12 protein-coding genes are annotated in these 15,140 nt (G+C 73.3%); 6 read left to right on the forward strand and 6 right to left on the reverse strand.

Going from position 1 to position 15,140, the window contains the following annotated elements; genetic code table 11:
- Positions 1-35 precede the first annotated feature (35 nt).
- Positions 36-1,781: a DEDD exonuclease domain-containing protein gene (locus ACXET9_RS04085; RefSeq protein ID WP_457885084.1), complete on the reverse strand. Its 1,746-nt coding sequence runs from the start codon at positions 1,779-1,781 to the stop codon at positions 36-38.
- Between the two features lie 91 nt (positions 1,782-1,872).
- Positions 1,873-3,681 carry an AMP-dependent synthetase/ligase gene (locus ACXET9_RS04090; RefSeq protein ID WP_457885085.1) on the reverse strand — a complete coding sequence of 603 codons (1,809 nt, stop codon included), beginning with the start codon at positions 3,679-3,681 and terminating at the stop codon, positions 1,873-1,875.
- A gap of 140 nt (positions 3,682-3,821) precedes the next feature.
- Between ACXET9_RS04090 and ACXET9_RS04095 the strand changes: the two genes are divergently transcribed.
- Positions 3,822-4,757, forward strand: coding sequence for an ROK family glucokinase (locus ACXET9_RS04095; RefSeq protein WP_457885087.1), 936 nt, complete (start codon positions 3,822-3,824; stop codon positions 4,755-4,757).
- Between the two features lie 58 nt (positions 4,758-4,815).
- Here the strand turns inward: ACXET9_RS04095 and ACXET9_RS04100 are convergent, their stop codons facing one another.
- A complete protein-coding gene (locus tag ACXET9_RS04100; protein WP_457885088.1) occupies positions 4,816-5,454 on the reverse strand; it encodes a hypothetical protein in 639 nt (212 codons plus the stop codon).
- Complete coding sequence (locus ACXET9_RS04105; protein WP_457885090.1) at positions 5,451-6,227, reverse strand: alpha/beta hydrolase; 777 nt, start codon at positions 6,225-6,227, stop codon at positions 5,451-5,453. Before ACXET9_RS04105 ends, ACXET9_RS04100 begins: the two co-directional genes overlap by 4 nt.
- Before the next feature lie 74 nt (positions 6,228-6,301).
- On the opposite strand from ACXET9_RS04105, the gene ACXET9_RS04110 reads away from it, so the two are divergent.
- Both ACXET9_RS04110 and ACXET9_RS04115 read left to right on the forward strand, forming a co-directional pair.
- The gene (locus ACXET9_RS04110) at positions 6,302-7,018 is read left to right on the forward strand and encodes a lysophospholipid acyltransferase family protein (protein ID WP_457885091.1); all 717 of its coding nucleotides are present in this window, start codon (positions 6,302-6,304) and stop codon (positions 7,016-7,018) included.
- Positions 7,019-7,092: 74 nt separating this feature from the next.
- Positions 7,093-8,487 (forward strand): class II 3-deoxy-7-phosphoheptulonate synthase, encoded by a 1,395-nt coding sequence (locus tag ACXET9_RS04115; RefSeq protein ID WP_457885093.1) that lies wholly within the window; start codon positions 7,093-7,095, stop codon positions 8,485-8,487.
- Between the two features lie 174 nt (positions 8,488-8,661).
- On the opposite strand, the gene ACXET9_RS04120 is transcribed toward ACXET9_RS04115, so the two are convergent.
- The gene (locus ACXET9_RS04120; protein WP_457885095.1) at positions 8,662-10,779 is read right to left on the reverse strand and encodes a PASTA domain-containing protein; all 2,118 of its coding nucleotides are present in this window, start codon (positions 10,777-10,779) and stop codon (positions 8,662-8,664) included.
- Positions 10,780-10,911: 132 nt separating this feature from the next.
- On the opposite strand from ACXET9_RS04120, the gene ACXET9_RS04125 reads away from it, so the two are divergent.
- Complete coding sequence (locus tag ACXET9_RS04125) at positions 10,912-11,265, forward strand: Rv2175c family DNA-binding protein (protein WP_457885096.1); 354 nt, start codon at positions 10,912-10,914, stop codon at positions 11,263-11,265.
- A 65-nt stretch (positions 11,266-11,330) separates the two neighbouring features.
- On the opposite strand, the gene ACXET9_RS04130 is transcribed toward ACXET9_RS04125, so the two are convergent.
- Positions 11,331-12,488 (reverse strand): polyprenyl synthetase family protein, encoded by a 1,158-nt coding sequence (locus tag ACXET9_RS04130; RefSeq protein WP_457885098.1) that lies wholly within the window; start codon positions 12,486-12,488, stop codon positions 11,331-11,333.
- A 134-nt stretch (positions 12,489-12,622) separates the two neighbouring features.
- On the opposite strand from ACXET9_RS04130, the gene ACXET9_RS04135 reads away from it, so the two are divergent.
- Positions 12,623-13,930 (forward strand): hypothetical protein, encoded by a 1,308-nt coding sequence (locus ACXET9_RS04135; protein WP_457885100.1) that lies wholly within the window; start codon positions 12,623-12,625, stop codon positions 13,928-13,930.
- A gap of 2 nt (positions 13,931-13,932) precedes the next feature.
- Positions 13,933-15,126, forward strand: coding sequence for a homoserine O-acetyltransferase MetX (gene metX, locus ACXET9_RS04140; RefSeq protein ID WP_457885858.1), 1,194 nt, complete (start codon positions 13,933-13,935; stop codon positions 15,124-15,126).
- The last annotated feature ends 14 nt before the right edge of the window (positions 15,127-15,140 follow it).

Below are 15,140 nucleotides of genomic sequence, written 5' to 3' on the forward strand. Positions count from 1 at the left end.
GCGCCGGAGCGCCTCGGGCATGCGATGGCACGAGCCTATTCCCTCGCGGCCTGCGCGGTGCGTGCGAAGACCTCGGCGAGACGCTCGGCGGAGAAGCGGGCGCGGGCGGGGACCTCCCAGGAGCCCTCGCAGAGCACGGTGCGCACCCCGTCGCCCTCGAGCCATCCGAGGAGCAGCTCGGTCTCCTCATGGTGGCCCTGGCACAGCGGCCCGGCGAGCTCCTCCTCGCCCTGGCCCGTGAGGGCGAGGGCGCGGGCGGCGGCGAGCGGATCGGCGCGATGGGGGACGAGCAGGGTGCCGGAGAACCGGCCGCGGCGCACGGCGAGGAGCTCCCATCCCCGACCGCCGACGACGGGATCGCTGCTGGGACGAGCGGCGATCAGGAGCGGCACGCGAGAGATCGCACGCAGGCGGGCGGCTCGGCGCGCGGCGCGGAGATAGGCGTCGGCGGTGCGACGGACCCGGTCCGCGTCCTCGTAGCGGCCGGCGCTCGAGTGCACCCGCATGCGCGACGCCGCGTGGACGAGGACCTCCTCGGGATCCTCGAGCATCGCGCGGCGGACCCGGTCGCGATGCCCGCCCCGGCGACCCTGCGCCCCCGCATCACCGGTCCCGTCGGGGCTGCTAGAGCCGTCGGGGCCGACAGAGCCGACAGAGCCGTCGGAGCCGTCGGGCGGATCGTCGAGCCGGCGGCCGCCGAAGGAGGAGCCGGAGCCCAGCACGGCATCGGTCAGGAGCGCGCGCAGGGGTTCGACGTCGTGCCGCGAGGCGAGCGGGCCGATATGGGCGGTGCCGTCGGCCTCGTCGCGGGCCAGCCGTGCGGCGCGCAGGCCCTCGCGGCCGCTGCCCAGGCGCAGCCAGAGGGCCTTCTCCGGGCGCAGGGAGCGGCGGTTCGACGGAGGCTTCTCCCGGCCGATGATGCGCAGCTCGCGGACGGCCGCCTCGGTGGGGGTGACGCACTCGATGACCCGGATCTCCTCGGCGCGGGGGAGCATGTCCAGGACGCGGCGCCGGGTCTCGGCGGCCGTGAAGTAGGTGCGCACCCGCGAGCGCAGATCGCGGGAGGTGCCGACGTACAGCACGGAGCCCTCGGCGTCGAGGAACTGGTAGACGCCCGGCACCGAGGGGATGGACTCCGCGAGGTGCTTCTTGCGCAGCTGCACCGGGGTCGCGCGCCGGTGCGCGGAGACCAGGTCCTCGAGGGTCGAGGCGCCGTGCGGTCCCAGCCGGGCGATGATGGCGTGGAGCACGTCGACGGTCGCCCGCGCGTCCGAGAGGGCCCGGTGATCCGGGGTGATGGAGGCGCCGACGTGCGCCGCGAGGGTCCCGAGCCGGTGGTTCGCGACCTCGTCGCGCCGGTAGACCGTGCGGGCGAGCGCGAGCGTGTCGAGCACGGCGGGATCCGGCCAGGCCACCTCGCAGACGGCCGCCTGCGCGCGCAGGAAGCCGATGTCGAAGCGGGCGTTGTGCGCGACCAGGGCCGCATCGCCGACGAAGTCGAGGAACATCGGGAGGACGGCGTGGATGCGCGGGGCGTCGGCGACCATCCGGTCGGAGATGCCGGTGAGCGAGGCGACGTAGGCGGGGATCGGGCGGCCGGGGTCGACGAAGCTGCGGAACTCCCCGAGCACCTCGCCGCCGCAGACCTTGACCGCGCCGATCTCGGTGATCGCATCGCTGGCCGGGTCGGTGCCGGTCGTCTCGAGGTCGACGACGACCAGGGTGGCCTCCGCGAGCGGGGTGCCGAGATCGTCGAAGCTGAGCTGGCGGCGGGCGGGCATGCAGGCAGGGTACGACGCAGCCCCGACAGTCCGAGCGGTCGGACGGCCGGGGCCGCGAGGTTCTCCGCAGGGGCGCAGAGCAGCCCGAGGATCAGGCGGGCTTGCGGGGCGTCGAGTAGATGTCCTCGATGACCCCGGCGAAGTCCTTGACCACGACGTTGCGCTTGAGCTTCAGCGACGGCGTGAGGTAGCCGTTCTCCTCGGTGAAGTCGGTGTCGATCACCCGGAACACGCGGATGGACTCCGCCCGGGAGACCGTCGAGTTGGCCTTGTCGACGACGGTCTGCAGCTCGGCGAGGACGCGCTGGTCCGTCGCGGCCTCCGTGACCGTCAGCTCCGGAAGGCCGTTGTTCTTCAACCAGGTCGGCAGCATCTCGGCGTCGAGGGTGAGGATCGCCGCGACGAAGGGCTTCTGGTCGCCGGTCACGATGCACTGGCTGACCAGCGGATGCGAGCGCAGCTGGTCCTCGAGCTGGGCGGGGGAGATGTTCTTGCCGCCCGCGGTCACGATGACCTCCTTGGAGCGCCCGGTGATGGTGAGGGAGCCGTCCTCGTCCAGGGAACCGAGATCGCCGGTGCGGAACCATCCGTCGCGCAGGGCCTCGGCGGTGGCCTCGGGGTTGTCGTGATAGCCCTTGAAGACCATCACGCCCTTGACGAGGATCTCGCCGTCGTCGTCGATCGCCACGGTCGCGCCGGGCAGCGGGGGGCCGACGGTTCCAGGCTTGACGTTCCAGGGCAGGTTCACGCCCACCGGGGCGGTGGTCTCGGTCAGGCCGTAGCCCTCGAGGACGGTCACGCCGATGCCGCGGAAGAAGTGCGCCAGGCGCGAGCCCAGCGGTGCGCCGCCGGAGACCGCCCACGAGACCTGCCCGCCCATGGCATCGCGCAGGGTGCTGTAGACGAGCTTGTCGAACAGGCGGTGCTTGAGCTTCAGCAGCGCGGGCACCTTGCCGGCGGACTCGGCCTTCGACCAGGCGATCGCGGTGTCCGCGGCCGTGGCGAAGATCTTGCCCTTGCCGCCGGCGATGGCCTTCGCCTCGGCGCCGTTGTACACCTTCTCGAACACGCGGGGGACCGCGAGCAGGAAGGTCGGACGGAAGGCCTGGAGATCGGGCAGGAGGTTCTTCGTGTCCGCGGTGAAGGCGGTCGTGACCGGCCAGGCGATCGCGAGCACGGTCAGCAGACGGGCGAACACGTGCGCCATCGGCAGGAACATGAGCATCCGGGAGCCCGGCGGGAGGACGTGGTCGCCCAGCAGGGTCAGCGCGCTGCGCGTGGTGTCCACGAAGTTGGCGTGGGTGAGCTCGGCGCCCTTGGGGCGACCGGTCGTCCCCGAGGTGTAGATGATCGTGGCGACATCGGCCATGCGGCGGGAGGTGCGACGCTGCTCGAGCACGTCGTCGTCGATCTCCTCGCCGCGCTCCTTGAGCTCGTCGAGGATGCCGTCGTCGATGACGCCGATGCGGTCGAGATGGGGGAGCTCGCCGCGGACGGACTCCATGTCCTCCCGATGGCGGGTCTGCTCGACGAGGGCGAAGCGCGCCTTGGAGTTCGAGGCGATCCACTGGATCTGGCTCGGGGAGGAGGTCTCGTAGATCGGGACGCTCACGCCTCCGGCCCACCAGATCGCGAAGTCCGCGAGGGCCCACTCGTAGCGGGTGCGCGAGAGGATGGCGACGACATCGCCGCTCTCGACGCCGACGGCGATCAGCCCCTTGGCGACGGCGCGGACCTCCTCGAGGAACGCGGCGGAGGACATGGGCGCGTAACCGCCCCGTCCGTCGGCCCTCTCGAAGACGGGGACGCCCGCGTCGGACGCGACGCGTCCGAGCAGGAGGTCGGTGGCGTTCTCGTCCTCGCGGCTCTGGTGCTGTGCGGCGGTGCCGTACTGCTTCATCGAATCTCCTTCGATCCGGACGGGCCCCAGCTCTTGTCAGCCGGGGACGCTCGCCCGGAAGCGCTGGTGGGTCCTGGGGATTCTACGTCAGCGCACCCTACGATGGTCCTGACATTCGGGGACGACCAGGAAGGGAACACATGCTCTCCATCGGTGTGGACATCGGCGGGACCAAGATCGCGGCCGGGGTGGTGGACGAGGAGGGGCGGATCATCGCCTCGACCACGCGCAGCACTCCGGCGACGGACGCGGAGCTCATCGAGGCGGGCGTCGCGGACGCCGTCGCGGAGCTGCGCGCCGATCACGAGGTGATCGGCGTGGGCGTCGGCGCGGCGGGCTTCGTCGACGCGGATCGCCGCACCGTCCGCTTCGCGGCCAACCTCGCCTGGCGCCAGCATCCGCTGGCCGACCGCATCGAGGCGCTCGTGAACCTCCCGGTCGTCGTCGAGAACGATGCCAACGCGGCCGGCTGGGCCGAGTACCGCTTCGGCGCGGCGCGGGACGCCGAGCACATGCTCATGGTCACCGTCGGAACCGGTCTGGGAGGTGCCGTCGTGCTCGACGGCCGGCTGCTGCGCGGCTCCGGCGGCTTCGCCGGGGAGATCGCCCACATGACGGCGGTCCCCGACGGCCAGTGGTGCGGCTGCGGTCGTCGCGGCTGCCTCGAGCAGTACACCGCCGGCACCGCGCTCGTGCGCGCCGCCAAGCATCGGGCGAAGACCGGCGACCCCGTCATGGCCCCGCTCATCGAGGCGGCCGGCGGCCGGGCCAAGGACATCGACGGACCCCTCATCACCGGGCTCGCCCAGCAGGGCGATCCCGCATCGATCGATCTGATCGCCGAGCTGGGCGATGCGCTCGGACGGGGCGTGGCATCGATCGCCGCCCTGCTGGACCCGAGCGTCGTGGTCGTCGGCGGCGGCGTCGTGGCCGCCGGGGAGCTCCTCATCGGCCCGGCGCGGAAGGCTTTCGAGGCCGACGTCACCGCGAGGATGCACCGCGACATGCCGGAGTGGCTCGCCGCGAGCATGGGCAACGACGCGGGCATCGTCGGCGCGGCGGACCTCGCTCGCTGAGGACGCGTCCAGGATCGGCGCGACGGCGCCGGGGTCCGGTCCGAGCTCCGGCTCGAGATCAGACCTCGGCGCCGTCGTCGTCGCTGCGGTCCGTCGGCACCTTCATCAGCAGGGCCACCAGGCCGCCGAGCGCGGCGGCGCCGCCGAGCCATCCCAGCCACACCGGCAGCGTGTCGGAGACGGCGACCACCAGGAGCAGCGCGAGCCCGCCCAGCAGAGCCGTCCAGCCCCACAGCGTCCCCGAGGTGCCCTCGGGGAGATCGGGATCCGGCTCGATGAAGTCTCCCGGGAGCGGGATGTCGTCGTCATCGTCCCCGTCGAGCTCGGCGTGCCCGGTGCGGGGGCGGGACGGGGGACCGTCGGCCGCCCGGCGCCGCCGGCCTGCGCCGCCGGCGGCACCGGCTCCCAGACCCCCGGCCGACGGATGCGCGGCCCGGGCGCGCGCCCGCGCGTCGGCCGACGGCGGCTCGGCCGGGCTGTCCGGTCCGTAGGAGCCGAAGGCGTCGTCGGCCGAGGGGGCCGACGGAGCGGAGGGTGCGGACGAGGAGGAGCCGCGGCCCGCGGACGGGCCGTCGTCGGCGGCGGGCTCCTTCGGCGCGCGCCCGGGGCGCAGCACCATGCCCTCGCCCTCGAGCATGCGGGCGAACTCCGCATCGACGTCGCGCGGGTCCCTCCGGCCCTCCTCGGGAGCGGTCATCGACCCTCCCGAGCGGGCCGGGGCACGTGCTGGTCCAGGAAGCGCGCCGAGTTCTCGAAGAGCAGCTCGGCGTCGTGGTCCAGCGGCACCAGATGATGGCTGCGCGGGAGCGGGAGGCGCTCGACCTCGCCGCGGACGCCCGCGGCGACGATGTCGCTGTCCGTCGGCGGCACCGTGTGGTCGACGCTCGAGGTCGCGAGCAGCAGGGGGACCTCGATCGCCCCCAGCCCGGCCCGGGTCCGGGAGAAGAGGCGGCGCAGCTCGCCGATCGAGCGGACCGGGAGCCGGTCGTAGGCCTCCTCCTCGGCGCCCTCGAGGGCGATGTCCGAGCCGATCCCCGCCAGGGAGGGGAGCACGCGGGAGAGCGGACGCGCGATCCTGGCGACGGCGGGCAGGGTCATCCCCGGATTCACGGCCACGATCGCCGCGATGCGACCGCGCAGCTCCGCGTCCTCCGCGAGGGCCAGGGTGAGCGCCCCGCCCATCGAGAGCCCCCCGATGGCGATGGGACCGTGGGACTCCGAGAGCTCGAGCGCGGTCTCCCGCAGGGCGCCGTACCACTGGTCGGATGTGGTCGTGGACATCTCCTGCCAGGTGGTGCCGTGACCGGGGAGCAGGGGGAGCTCGACCTCCCAGCCGAGGGCGGCATGGTGCTCCGCCCAGGGTCGCAGGGACTGGGGCGATCCTGTGAAGCCGTGGCACAGGAGGAGGCCGCCGCGCGGACTAGAGTGACCCCGGGCGCGCCAGGGACGGGACATTTCGCTGAACGCCATGGGTCCATCGTCGCACTCGCGCCGACCGTCCACATCCCGGTTCCCCCGCTCGAGCATCCCCGCAGGAGATTCCCGTGCTCTACGACATCGCCAAGCCGCCCGTCGCGGCCCTGCTCCGCCTCGTGTGGAAGCCGGGCATCGAGGGCGCCGAGAACGTCCCGGAGGACGGCCCGGCGATCCTCGCCTCGAACCATCTGGCCTACTCCGACACCGTGATCCTGCCGGCGCAGCTGCGGCGCACGGTCCACTTCCTCGGCAAGTCGGACATCTTCGCCGGAGGATCCCCGGTGAACGCCGTCCTCGCCCGGATGATGCGCGGCCTGAACGTCATGCCCGTGGACCGTTCGGGCGGGCGGGCCTCGGCGACCGCGATCGAGGCGGGTCTCGAGGTGCTGCGCGCCGGCGATCTGCTGGGCATCTACCCCGAGGGGACGCGGAGCCCCGACGGGCGGCTCTATCGCGGGAAGACGGGCGTCGCCCGGTTCGCCCTCGCGACCGGTGCGCCGATCATCCCGGTCGCGATGCTCGGCAGCTTCGAGGCCCAGCGCGGCCGCCGATACATCCCGCGCCGGAGCCCCCGCATCCGCGCCGTGCTCGGCGCGCCCGTCGACGCCGCGGCGATCGCCGCCCGTCTCGAGGGGGCGGAGGAGGCGCGCGTGCTGCGGGCCGTGACCGACGAGGTGATGGAGCGGATCCGGGAGATCTCGGGGCAGGAGCAGGTCGACGAGTACGCCGCCGATGTGAAGCGGCGGCTGCGGGCCGAGGCGGCGCAGCAGCGGCCGACGGGCTGAGCGCGAGCGTGATGCCGGTCCCGAGCGCCGGGACGCGGGCTCCGCGCACGGGCGCGCGCCAGTACCCTGGGAGGGTGACTCAGTACAGCCCCGGCGCCCCCGCTCGTGCGCACTCGTTCTCCCTGTCCGCGGCAGACGACGGCCTCGCGGCGCTCGGCGCATGGCGCGAGCTCCCGCGGGTGCAGCAGCCCACCTGGCCGGATGAGGGCGTCCGCGCCCAGGTCTTCGACCAGCTCCGTGCCGCGCCCCCGCTGGTCTTCGCCGGCGAGGTGGACGTGCTGCGCAGCCGGCTCGCGGCCGCCGCACGCGGCGAGGCGTTCCTCCTGCAGGGCGGCGACTGCGCCGAGACCTTCGCCGAGTCGACGGCCGATCGCATCCGCAACAAGATCCGCACAATCCTGCAGATGTCCGCGGTGCTCACCTACGGCGCCTCGGTGCCGGTGGTGAAGATGGGCCGGATGGCGGGCCAGTTCGCCAAGCCGCGGTCCTCGGACGTGGAGACCCGCGACGGGATCACCCTCCCGACCTACCGCGGGGACGCGGTCAACGACTACGCCTTCACCGAGGAGTCCCGGATCCCCGATCCGAACCGGCTGTGGAGGACCTACACCACCAGCGCCTCGACGCTGAACCTGATGCGCGCCTTCACCGGCGGGGGCTTCGCGGACCTGCGCGAGGTGCACTCGTGGAACCGCGGCTTCACCTCCGGGCCGGGCTACGACCGCTACGAGGAGCTGGCGGCGCAGATCGACAAGGCCATCCGCTTCATGGACGCCATCGGCGCCGACTTCGACGCGCTCAAGGTCGTCGAGTTCTACGCCTCCCACGAGGCCCTGCTGCTGGACTACGAGGAGGCGATGGCGCGCATCGACTCCCGCACCGGCGAGATCTACGGCTGCTCCGGACACTTCCTGTGGATCGGCGAGCGCACCCGTCAGCTCGACGGCGCGCACGTGGACTTCATGTCGCGCCTGCGCAACCCCATCGGCGTGAAGCTCGGCCCCGACGCCTCGGTCGACGATGCCCTGCGCCTGATCGACAGGCTCGACCCCGAGCGCGAGCCGGGCCGTCTGACCTTCGTCTCGCGCATGGGTGCGGGCAAGGTCCGCGACCGCCTGCCGGCGCTCGTCGAGGGCGTGCGGGACGCCGGCGCCCAGGTGGCGTGGGTGACCGACCCGATGCACGGCAACACCATCACCTCGAGCAACGGCTACAAGACGCGGCGCTTCGAGGACATCCTCGATGAGGTCGTCGGGTTCTTCGAGGTCCATCAGGCGCTCGGGACGACCCCGGCCGGCCTGCACATGGAGCTCACCGGCGATGACGTCACCGAGGTGCTCGGCGGTGCCGGCGAGATCGACGAGGCGGGTCTCGCGCGCCGCTACGAGACGGTCGTGGACCCGCGCCTGAACCATCAGCAGTCGCTCGAGCTCGCGTTCCTGGTCGCGGAGATGCTCTCGCGCCGCTGAGCCGGAGACGCCGCCTCGCTGCGGCCGACGCCACGGCCCCTGCGGCCGACGGAAGGGCCCGACGCCTCGGCGTCGGGCCCTTCCGCGTCGGTGATGGGTCGATGATTCCGTCGGCCCGTCGGCCCGTCGGCCCGTCGGCCCGTCGGTGCGCCGGCGCGTCGGTGCGCCGGCGCGTCAGAAGATGGTGATGGTGATCGTCGAGCCCTTGGCGAGCTCGCTGCCGGCCTCGGCGGACTGCTGGTAGACGAGGTCGAAGACCGGGTCGTCGTTCTCGTACTCGACGGTCACGGAGAAGCCGGCGGCCTGGAGGGCGGCGACCGCATCGGCCTCGGTCTTCTTGAAGACGTCGGGGACGGTCACCATCTCGGGACCGAGCGAGGTGACCACCGAGACGGTGTCCCCGCGGTAGGCGGTCCCGGAGGCGGGGCTCTGGGAGATGACGGCGCCGGCCGGGACCGAGCCGGAGTACTGGCTCGTCGAGGTGACGACGAAGCCGCGGCCCTCGAGGGTGCTGCGGGCCTCGGAGCCGCTGCGTCCGACGACGGACGGGATGGAGATCGGTTCGCGGCCCTGGGAGACGACCACATGGACCTCTCCGCCTGCGGGGAGCTCCGCGGCGTCCTGCTCCTGGGAGATGACGACGCCGGCGGCGACGGTCTCGGAGTAGGCGGGGTCGTCCTCGACGATCACGAGGCCGAGGGCCTCGATCTGCGCGGTCGCGTCCTCGAGGGTCTCGCCCTCGACCTCCGGCACGGTGAACAGCTCCACGCCCTTGGAGACGACGAGGCGGACGTTCTCGCCCTTCTTCACCGTGGTCCCGGCCGCGGGGTCGGCGGAGATGACATGCCCGGCGGGGACGGTGTCGTCGAACCGCTCGACGGTGCGGACCGACAGGCCCGAGGCATCGAGCATCGCCTCGGCGTCCCGCAGCTGCGTCCCGGCGAGCACGGGGATGGTGCGGTCGGCACCGGGGCCGGTGTTCGCGTACCAGCCGTAGCCGGTCCAGCCGCCGGTGGCGAGGGCGCCGACCAGGACCAGCCAGGCGAGGGCCGCGAGCGCGGGGGAGCGTCGGCGCGCTCCCTGTCGCAGGTGCCGTCCGCGGCGCCCGCGGGGCCGGCGCAGGACCACCGTGTTGGGGCCGGCGGACTCGTCGTCGGCGGAGCGGGCATCGCCGGAGGGACGGTCGGTGTCGGTGTCGGTGTCGGTATCGCTGTCGGCAGCGGTCCCGTCGGCTCCGCCGTCGGGCGGCCCGTCGGAGTCGGCGGCGTCGAGGGCGCTCTCCGCGTCGACGGCCGGTGGGAGGGCGCCGCCCCAGGAGGGCGGGAAGACGCGCGCATCGCCGTGGAGCTCGGCGACGATCTCGTCGAGGGAGGCGGTCAGACGGGGCACCTCGCCGGTGTCCGGGTCCGAGATCGGCCGCGGGCGGCCGTCGAGCGCCGCGGGGGAGAGCTGCGACTGCAGCTCCCGCACGCTCCGCAGGAGCTCCGAGGCGCTCGCCGGACGCTGCTCCACCCGTCGGTCGCTCGCCCAGGTCACGAGCGCATCCAGCTCCCGGGGAACGCCCTGGGCGCGGACGGAGGGCGCCGGGATGTCCTCGTGCACGTGCTGGAAGGCGATGTGGACGGGCTGATCGCCGAGGAAGGGCTGCGATCCCGTCAGCATCTCGAAGAGCACCACGCCGAGGGAGTACAGGTCGCTGCGCTCGTCGCAGTGCCCGCGGGTGACCACTTCGGGGCTGATGTAGGCGACGGTCCCCAGCAGCGTCGTGCTCGCTGACGAGTTCGAGGTGCCGATCGCGCGCGCGAGACCGAAGTCGGCGACCTTCACGACGCCCTCCGGGTCGATCAGGATGTTCTCCGGCTTGATGTCGCGATGGACGATCCCTGCGGCATGAGCCGCGACGAGCGCTTCGAGGACCTGGGCCGTCACATCGAGCGCATCGCCGACGGTGAGCCGGCCCTCCTCGGTGATCCGCGCACGCAGAGTCTCGCCCTCGACGAGCTCCATGGCGAGGTAGATCCGGTCCTCGTCGGAGCCCTGGTCGAAGACGCCGACGACATTGCGATGGGCGAGCCGCGCGGCGCTGCGGGCCTCGCGCGCGAAGCGCCGACGGAAGTCCTCGTCCTGCGCCAGATGGGGGTGCATGATCTTCAGCGCCACGACCCGGTCCAGCCGCTCGTCGTGGCCCCGATAGACCGTCGCCATGCCGCCGCGCGCGATCGGCTCCTCGACCCGATAGCGGTCGTCGAGGAGCTGGCTGATGCCGGGGGAAGTCGACGTCGCCGAGCTCACGAGGCCACCATAGGAGGCGGCGGTCCCGGGGGTCGGTTCCGACACGATCCGAGGGCCCTGCTGTGGCGAGGCCGACGGCCGGGCGGCAGCGGTCGGCTCGCCCCCGCCGCGCGGACGTGGCACCCTTGCGGTGTGAATGCGCTCGACGATCTCATCTCCGACTGGCTGACCCTGCCCGATGCCGCCCTCGTGCTGGACATCGATGTCTCCAAGGTCCGCCGCCTCATCGACGAGGGCGCTCTCGTCGCCGTGCGCCGCGGGGATCCCGTAGTCCGCTCCATCCCGGCCGAGCTGCTCCTCGACGGCGCGGTCGTCCCGCACCTCCCCGGCACCGTGACGGTGCTGCGCGACGGCGGGTTCGACGACGCCGAGCTCCTCGCGTGGCTCTTCACCGCGGACGAGACCCTCCCGGGTCGGCCCATCGACCATCTGCGCCGCGGCCAGCGCGGCGAGGTCCGACGACGGGCGCTGGCGCTCGCCTTCTGACGCTCGCGGTCAGGCGCGCGACCAGGTCGGGCCGTTGCCCGAGAGCACCGGGCCGCGGCCCGGCCTCAGACCGGCAGCGAGGCGACGTCGGTCGCCTGCGCCGCCAGCCTCGCGAGCCCCTCGACGCCCGGGCCCGTGAGGCCCCTCGCCCCGGTGAGCAGCGCCTCGGCGCGGCGCGCGCGTTCGCGGACGTCCTGCGCGACGGACGCCACAGCGCCGGTGGACACCATCAGTGCGTGCACGGCCGCCACCTGCTCCGGATCCGCCGCGGGGTCCCCGACGGTCCGGCCGATCAGCGCCCGGCCCGCGTCGTCGGCGGCCGCGAGGGTGCGTGCGAGGAGCACGGTGCGCTTGCCCTCGACGATGTCCCCGCCCAGCGGCTTCCCGGTCGCATCGACGTCGCCGACGACGCTGAGGAGGTCGTCGCGCAGCTGGAAGGCGGTGCCGACCTCGACCGCCCAGGCGGCGAGGTCCTCCAGCGCCTCGCCGCTCGCGCCCATCAGCGCCGCGCCGATGCGGACGGGGCGGAGCACCGTGTAGGGGACCGTCTTCCAGCGGATGACCGACAGGGCCGCCGACTCCTCGTCCCCGGTGGATCGGAATCCGCCGGCCTGGTGGAGGATGTCGAGGTACTGGCCCGACATGACCTCGGTGCGCAGGAGATCGAACTCGTCGAGCCCGCGCAGGGCGTCCTCGGCACGCAGCTCCCCGCCGGCCTCGCGGACCAGACGGGCGGCGACCTGCTCGGCCCAGGTCAGGGAGAGATCGCCGAGGACGATGGCCGTGGCCACGCCGAACTCCTCGGGGGAGCCGCCGAGGGAGGCGGTGCGGTGCGCCTCCGCGGCGGCGATATGCAGGGCGGGGCGACCGCGGCGCATCGGCGAATGATCGATCACGTCGTCGTGCATGAGGGCCGCCGCCTGGACGAGCTCGATGGCGGCCCCGGCGCGGGCCAGGGCCTCCGTCCGCTCCTCCGAAGGAGCCGAGCCCAGAGCCGCCGCCCCCGCCCAGAAGCAGAAGCGGGGACGCAGGAGCTTGCCGCCCACCAGGTAGCCCTCCAGGGAGTCGACCAGGATGGTCGTCTCGGGGGCGATCGCCCGCAGCCGCTCCCGCTGCTCGAGGAGGAGCGAGCTCTGGATCGCCTCGATGCGTTCGACCAGGCGGCGGTCGAGATCCTGGGCGGCGGGAAGGGGATGGGCGCTGTGCGCGCCGTGCGTGGTCATCGGGCTGGCACCTCCATGGGGACTCCTCCGATCCTCCCACGTCCGCACCGCGCGGCACTCCTCCCCAATCCGTCGTCGTCCACAGAAGAGACCGTCGTCTCCCGTGCGCATCGCCCGTGCGCCACTGTCGGGGCATGACGACGCACAGCATCTCCGGCCCCGCCCCGCTCCGCACCTCTCCCCAGGCCCCCTCCGCCGACGGCGATCCCGTCGGAGGCGACCGGCGGTTCTCGACCGACGACCCCGCGGCCCTGCTCGCCGAGACCCGTCGGGCGCTGCGCCGTCCGGTGCGCGACTCCTTCGTCCTGATCGCCCATGACGGGCCGGGCAGCAGGCCGACGTTCGCCCGCTCGGCCCTGCGGTTCCTGCTCGCCGACGATGCGATCGACGTCCTCGAGCATCAGTTCGCCGTCCTCCGCGACGCCGGATCGAGCCGGGCGACGGCCCTGGTCGTGATCGGCGACGGCCGCGACGACATCCCGGAGCCGCTGCTCGACGAGTGCGCCGAGCGCCTCGCTCCGCTCGTCATCGCCACCGCCGGCCTCATGCTCCCCGACCCCTTCCCGCTCGACGCGGTGTGGGTCCTGGCGGGCGGCCGAGCCCGGCAGGTCCTCCCCGCCGGCCAGGACGACGGGGACTGGGTCGTGGCGATCTCCCCGGCACTCGCGCTCGCACCGCGCGAAGAAGGCGATGAGGGCGACCCGGCGGAGTGCGACGCGCTCGATCCCGAGACGCTCCGGCGGATCGTCCCGGTCGTCGGCCGAGCCCTGCGCAGCGAACGGCACGGGCCGGACGGCGCTCCGAGAGCCGACGGACGCCGCCGTCCGTCGGAGCGGCACGAGGGCGCAGAGGACATCGCCGAGCTCTTCGCGCTCGCCCGCGGAGCCATCGCGCGGCTGCGCGGCACCGGGGGAGCGCCGGACGCGCCGACGGGAGGGTCCGTGACGGACTGTGAACTCGTGGCACGGCTGCTGGCCGCGCTCGGCGCGAGCGCCGACCACTGGTCGCTGTGGGAACGGTGCGCCGAGCACGGAACGGCCTCGGATCCCCGCGGCGAGGATCTGCTCTCGCGGATCGTCGAGGACCCGGACTTCGCTCCCCATCCCGATGTCGTCGCTGGTGGGGAGTGGTTCCGGAGCCTGGAGGACATGCGCCTGCTGTGCGAGGAGATCCTGCAGGAGGAGCGCTCCGACACGAATCCGCGCGTCCTCGAGGCATGGCGAGGGCTCACCGTGGTGCTGTGCCTGCTGGACTGGTGGAACCATCACCTGGCGGCCGCCGGCGATCTCATCGACGAGCTGCGGGAGCACGATCCCGCGTCGCGTCTGGCACTCTTGCTGATGCGCCTGATCGACGTCCCCCTGCAGCCGGCCTGGCGGCCCTCTGCGCACTCGACGTCATCCTCGGCGCACGCAGCAGGGAAGGAGCAGCAGAGTCCGTGACGATGACCAGCGATCGGCAGAACGAGGCCGAGGCACGCGCTGCCGGCAGGACGGACGACGCTCCCGCCGGCGATGACGACGTGCGGTCGGACGGCGCCTGGCGCCCTGCCGACGGTCCCGGAGACCGGCGCTTCGCCGAGATCGGTCCGCTCCGTCTCGAGAGCGGCGCCGTGCTCGATCGCGTCACCATGGCCTACGAGACCTGGGGCGCGCTCGACGCCGATCGCAGCAACGTCGTCCTCGTCCTCCACGCGCTCACCGGCGACTCCCATGTCCGCGGCCCCGCCGGCCCCGCGCACCCCAGCCCCGGCTGGTGGGAGGACCTGATCGGGCCGGGCCGGTCCATCGACACCGACCGCTGGTTCGTCATCGCCCCGAACGTCCTGGGGGGATGCCAGGGCTCCACCGGTCCCAGCTCCCCGGGCCCCGACGGGCGCCCCTGGGGCTCCCGCTTCCCCTCCTTGACGATCCGCGACCAGGTCGCCGCCGAGCACGCCCTCTGCGCACAGCTCGGACTGCACCGGATCGCCCTGGTCGTCGGCGGCTCCATGGGCGGCATGCGCGCGGTGGAGTGGGCCGTGACCCACCCCGAGGAGGTCCAGCGCCTCGCCGTGCTCGCCAGCTCGGCGCGCGCGAGCGCCGATCAGATCGCCTGGAACTCGGCGCAGATCGCCGCGATCCGCGCCGACGCGGGCTTCCACGGCGGCGACTACTACGACCTGCCGGCGGAGGAGGGCCCCCATCGCGGGCTCGGCGTGGCCCGGCGCATCGCGCACACCACCTATCGGACCGCGACGGAGCTCGAGTCCCGCTTCGGCAATCGCGCGCAGGGAGATGAGGACCCCCTGGCCGGGGGCGGCCGCCACCAGGTCACCAGCTACCTCGACCATCACGCCGCGAAGCTCGCCCGCCGCTTCGACGCGAACTCCTATCTCGTCCTGGCGCAGTCCATGAACACGCATGACGTCGGACGCGGGCGAGGCGGCACCGCCGCAGCGCTCGCCGCGGTGCGGGCGCGCACGCTCGTCGTCGCCATCGACTCCGACCGGCTGTTCCCGCCCGAGCTCGTCCACGAGATGGCCGAGCACATCCCCGACGCCCGGTGGGGACTGGCCCGATCCCCGATCGGGCACGACGCCTTCCTCGTCGCGCATCAGGACCTCCAGGAGTGGATCGCACAGCTCCTGGACGGATAAGCTGACCGGACCCG

Source organism: Brachybacterium netajii (SeqCode) (assembly GCF_054114245.1).

Bases quoted from the DNA above. Each gene is read 5' to 3' on its own strand.
- ACXET9_RS04095 (WP_457885087.1), top strand. From the start codon at position 3,822: ATGCTCTCCATCGGTGTGGACATCGGCGGGACCAAGATCGCGGCCGGG.
- ACXET9_RS04135 (WP_457885100.1), top strand. From the start codon at position 12,623: ATGACGACGCACAGCATCTCCGGCCCCGCCCCGCTCCGCACCTCTCCC.
- ACXET9_RS04100 (WP_457885088.1), bottom strand. From the start codon at position 5,454: ATGACCGCTCCCGAGGAGGGCCGGAGGGACCCGCGCGACGTCGATGCG.
- ACXET9_RS04090 (WP_457885085.1), bottom strand. From the start codon at position 3,681: ATGAAGCAGTACGGCACCGCCGCACAGCACCAGAGCCGCGAGGACGAG.
- ACXET9_RS04085 (WP_457885084.1), bottom strand. From the start codon at position 1,781: ATGCCCGCCCGCCGCCAGCTCAGCTTCGACGATCTCGGCACCCCGCTC.
- ACXET9_RS04105 (WP_457885090.1), bottom strand. From the start codon at position 6,227: ATGGCGTTCAGCGAAATGTCCCGTCCCTGGCGCGCCCGGGGTCACTCT.
- ACXET9_RS04130 (WP_457885098.1), bottom strand. From the start codon at position 12,488: ATGACCACGCACGGCGCGCACAGCGCCCATCCCCTTCCCGCCGCCCAG.
- metX (WP_457885858.1), top strand. From the start codon at position 13,933: ATGACCAGCGATCGGCAGAACGAGGCCGAGGCACGCGCTGCCGGCAGG.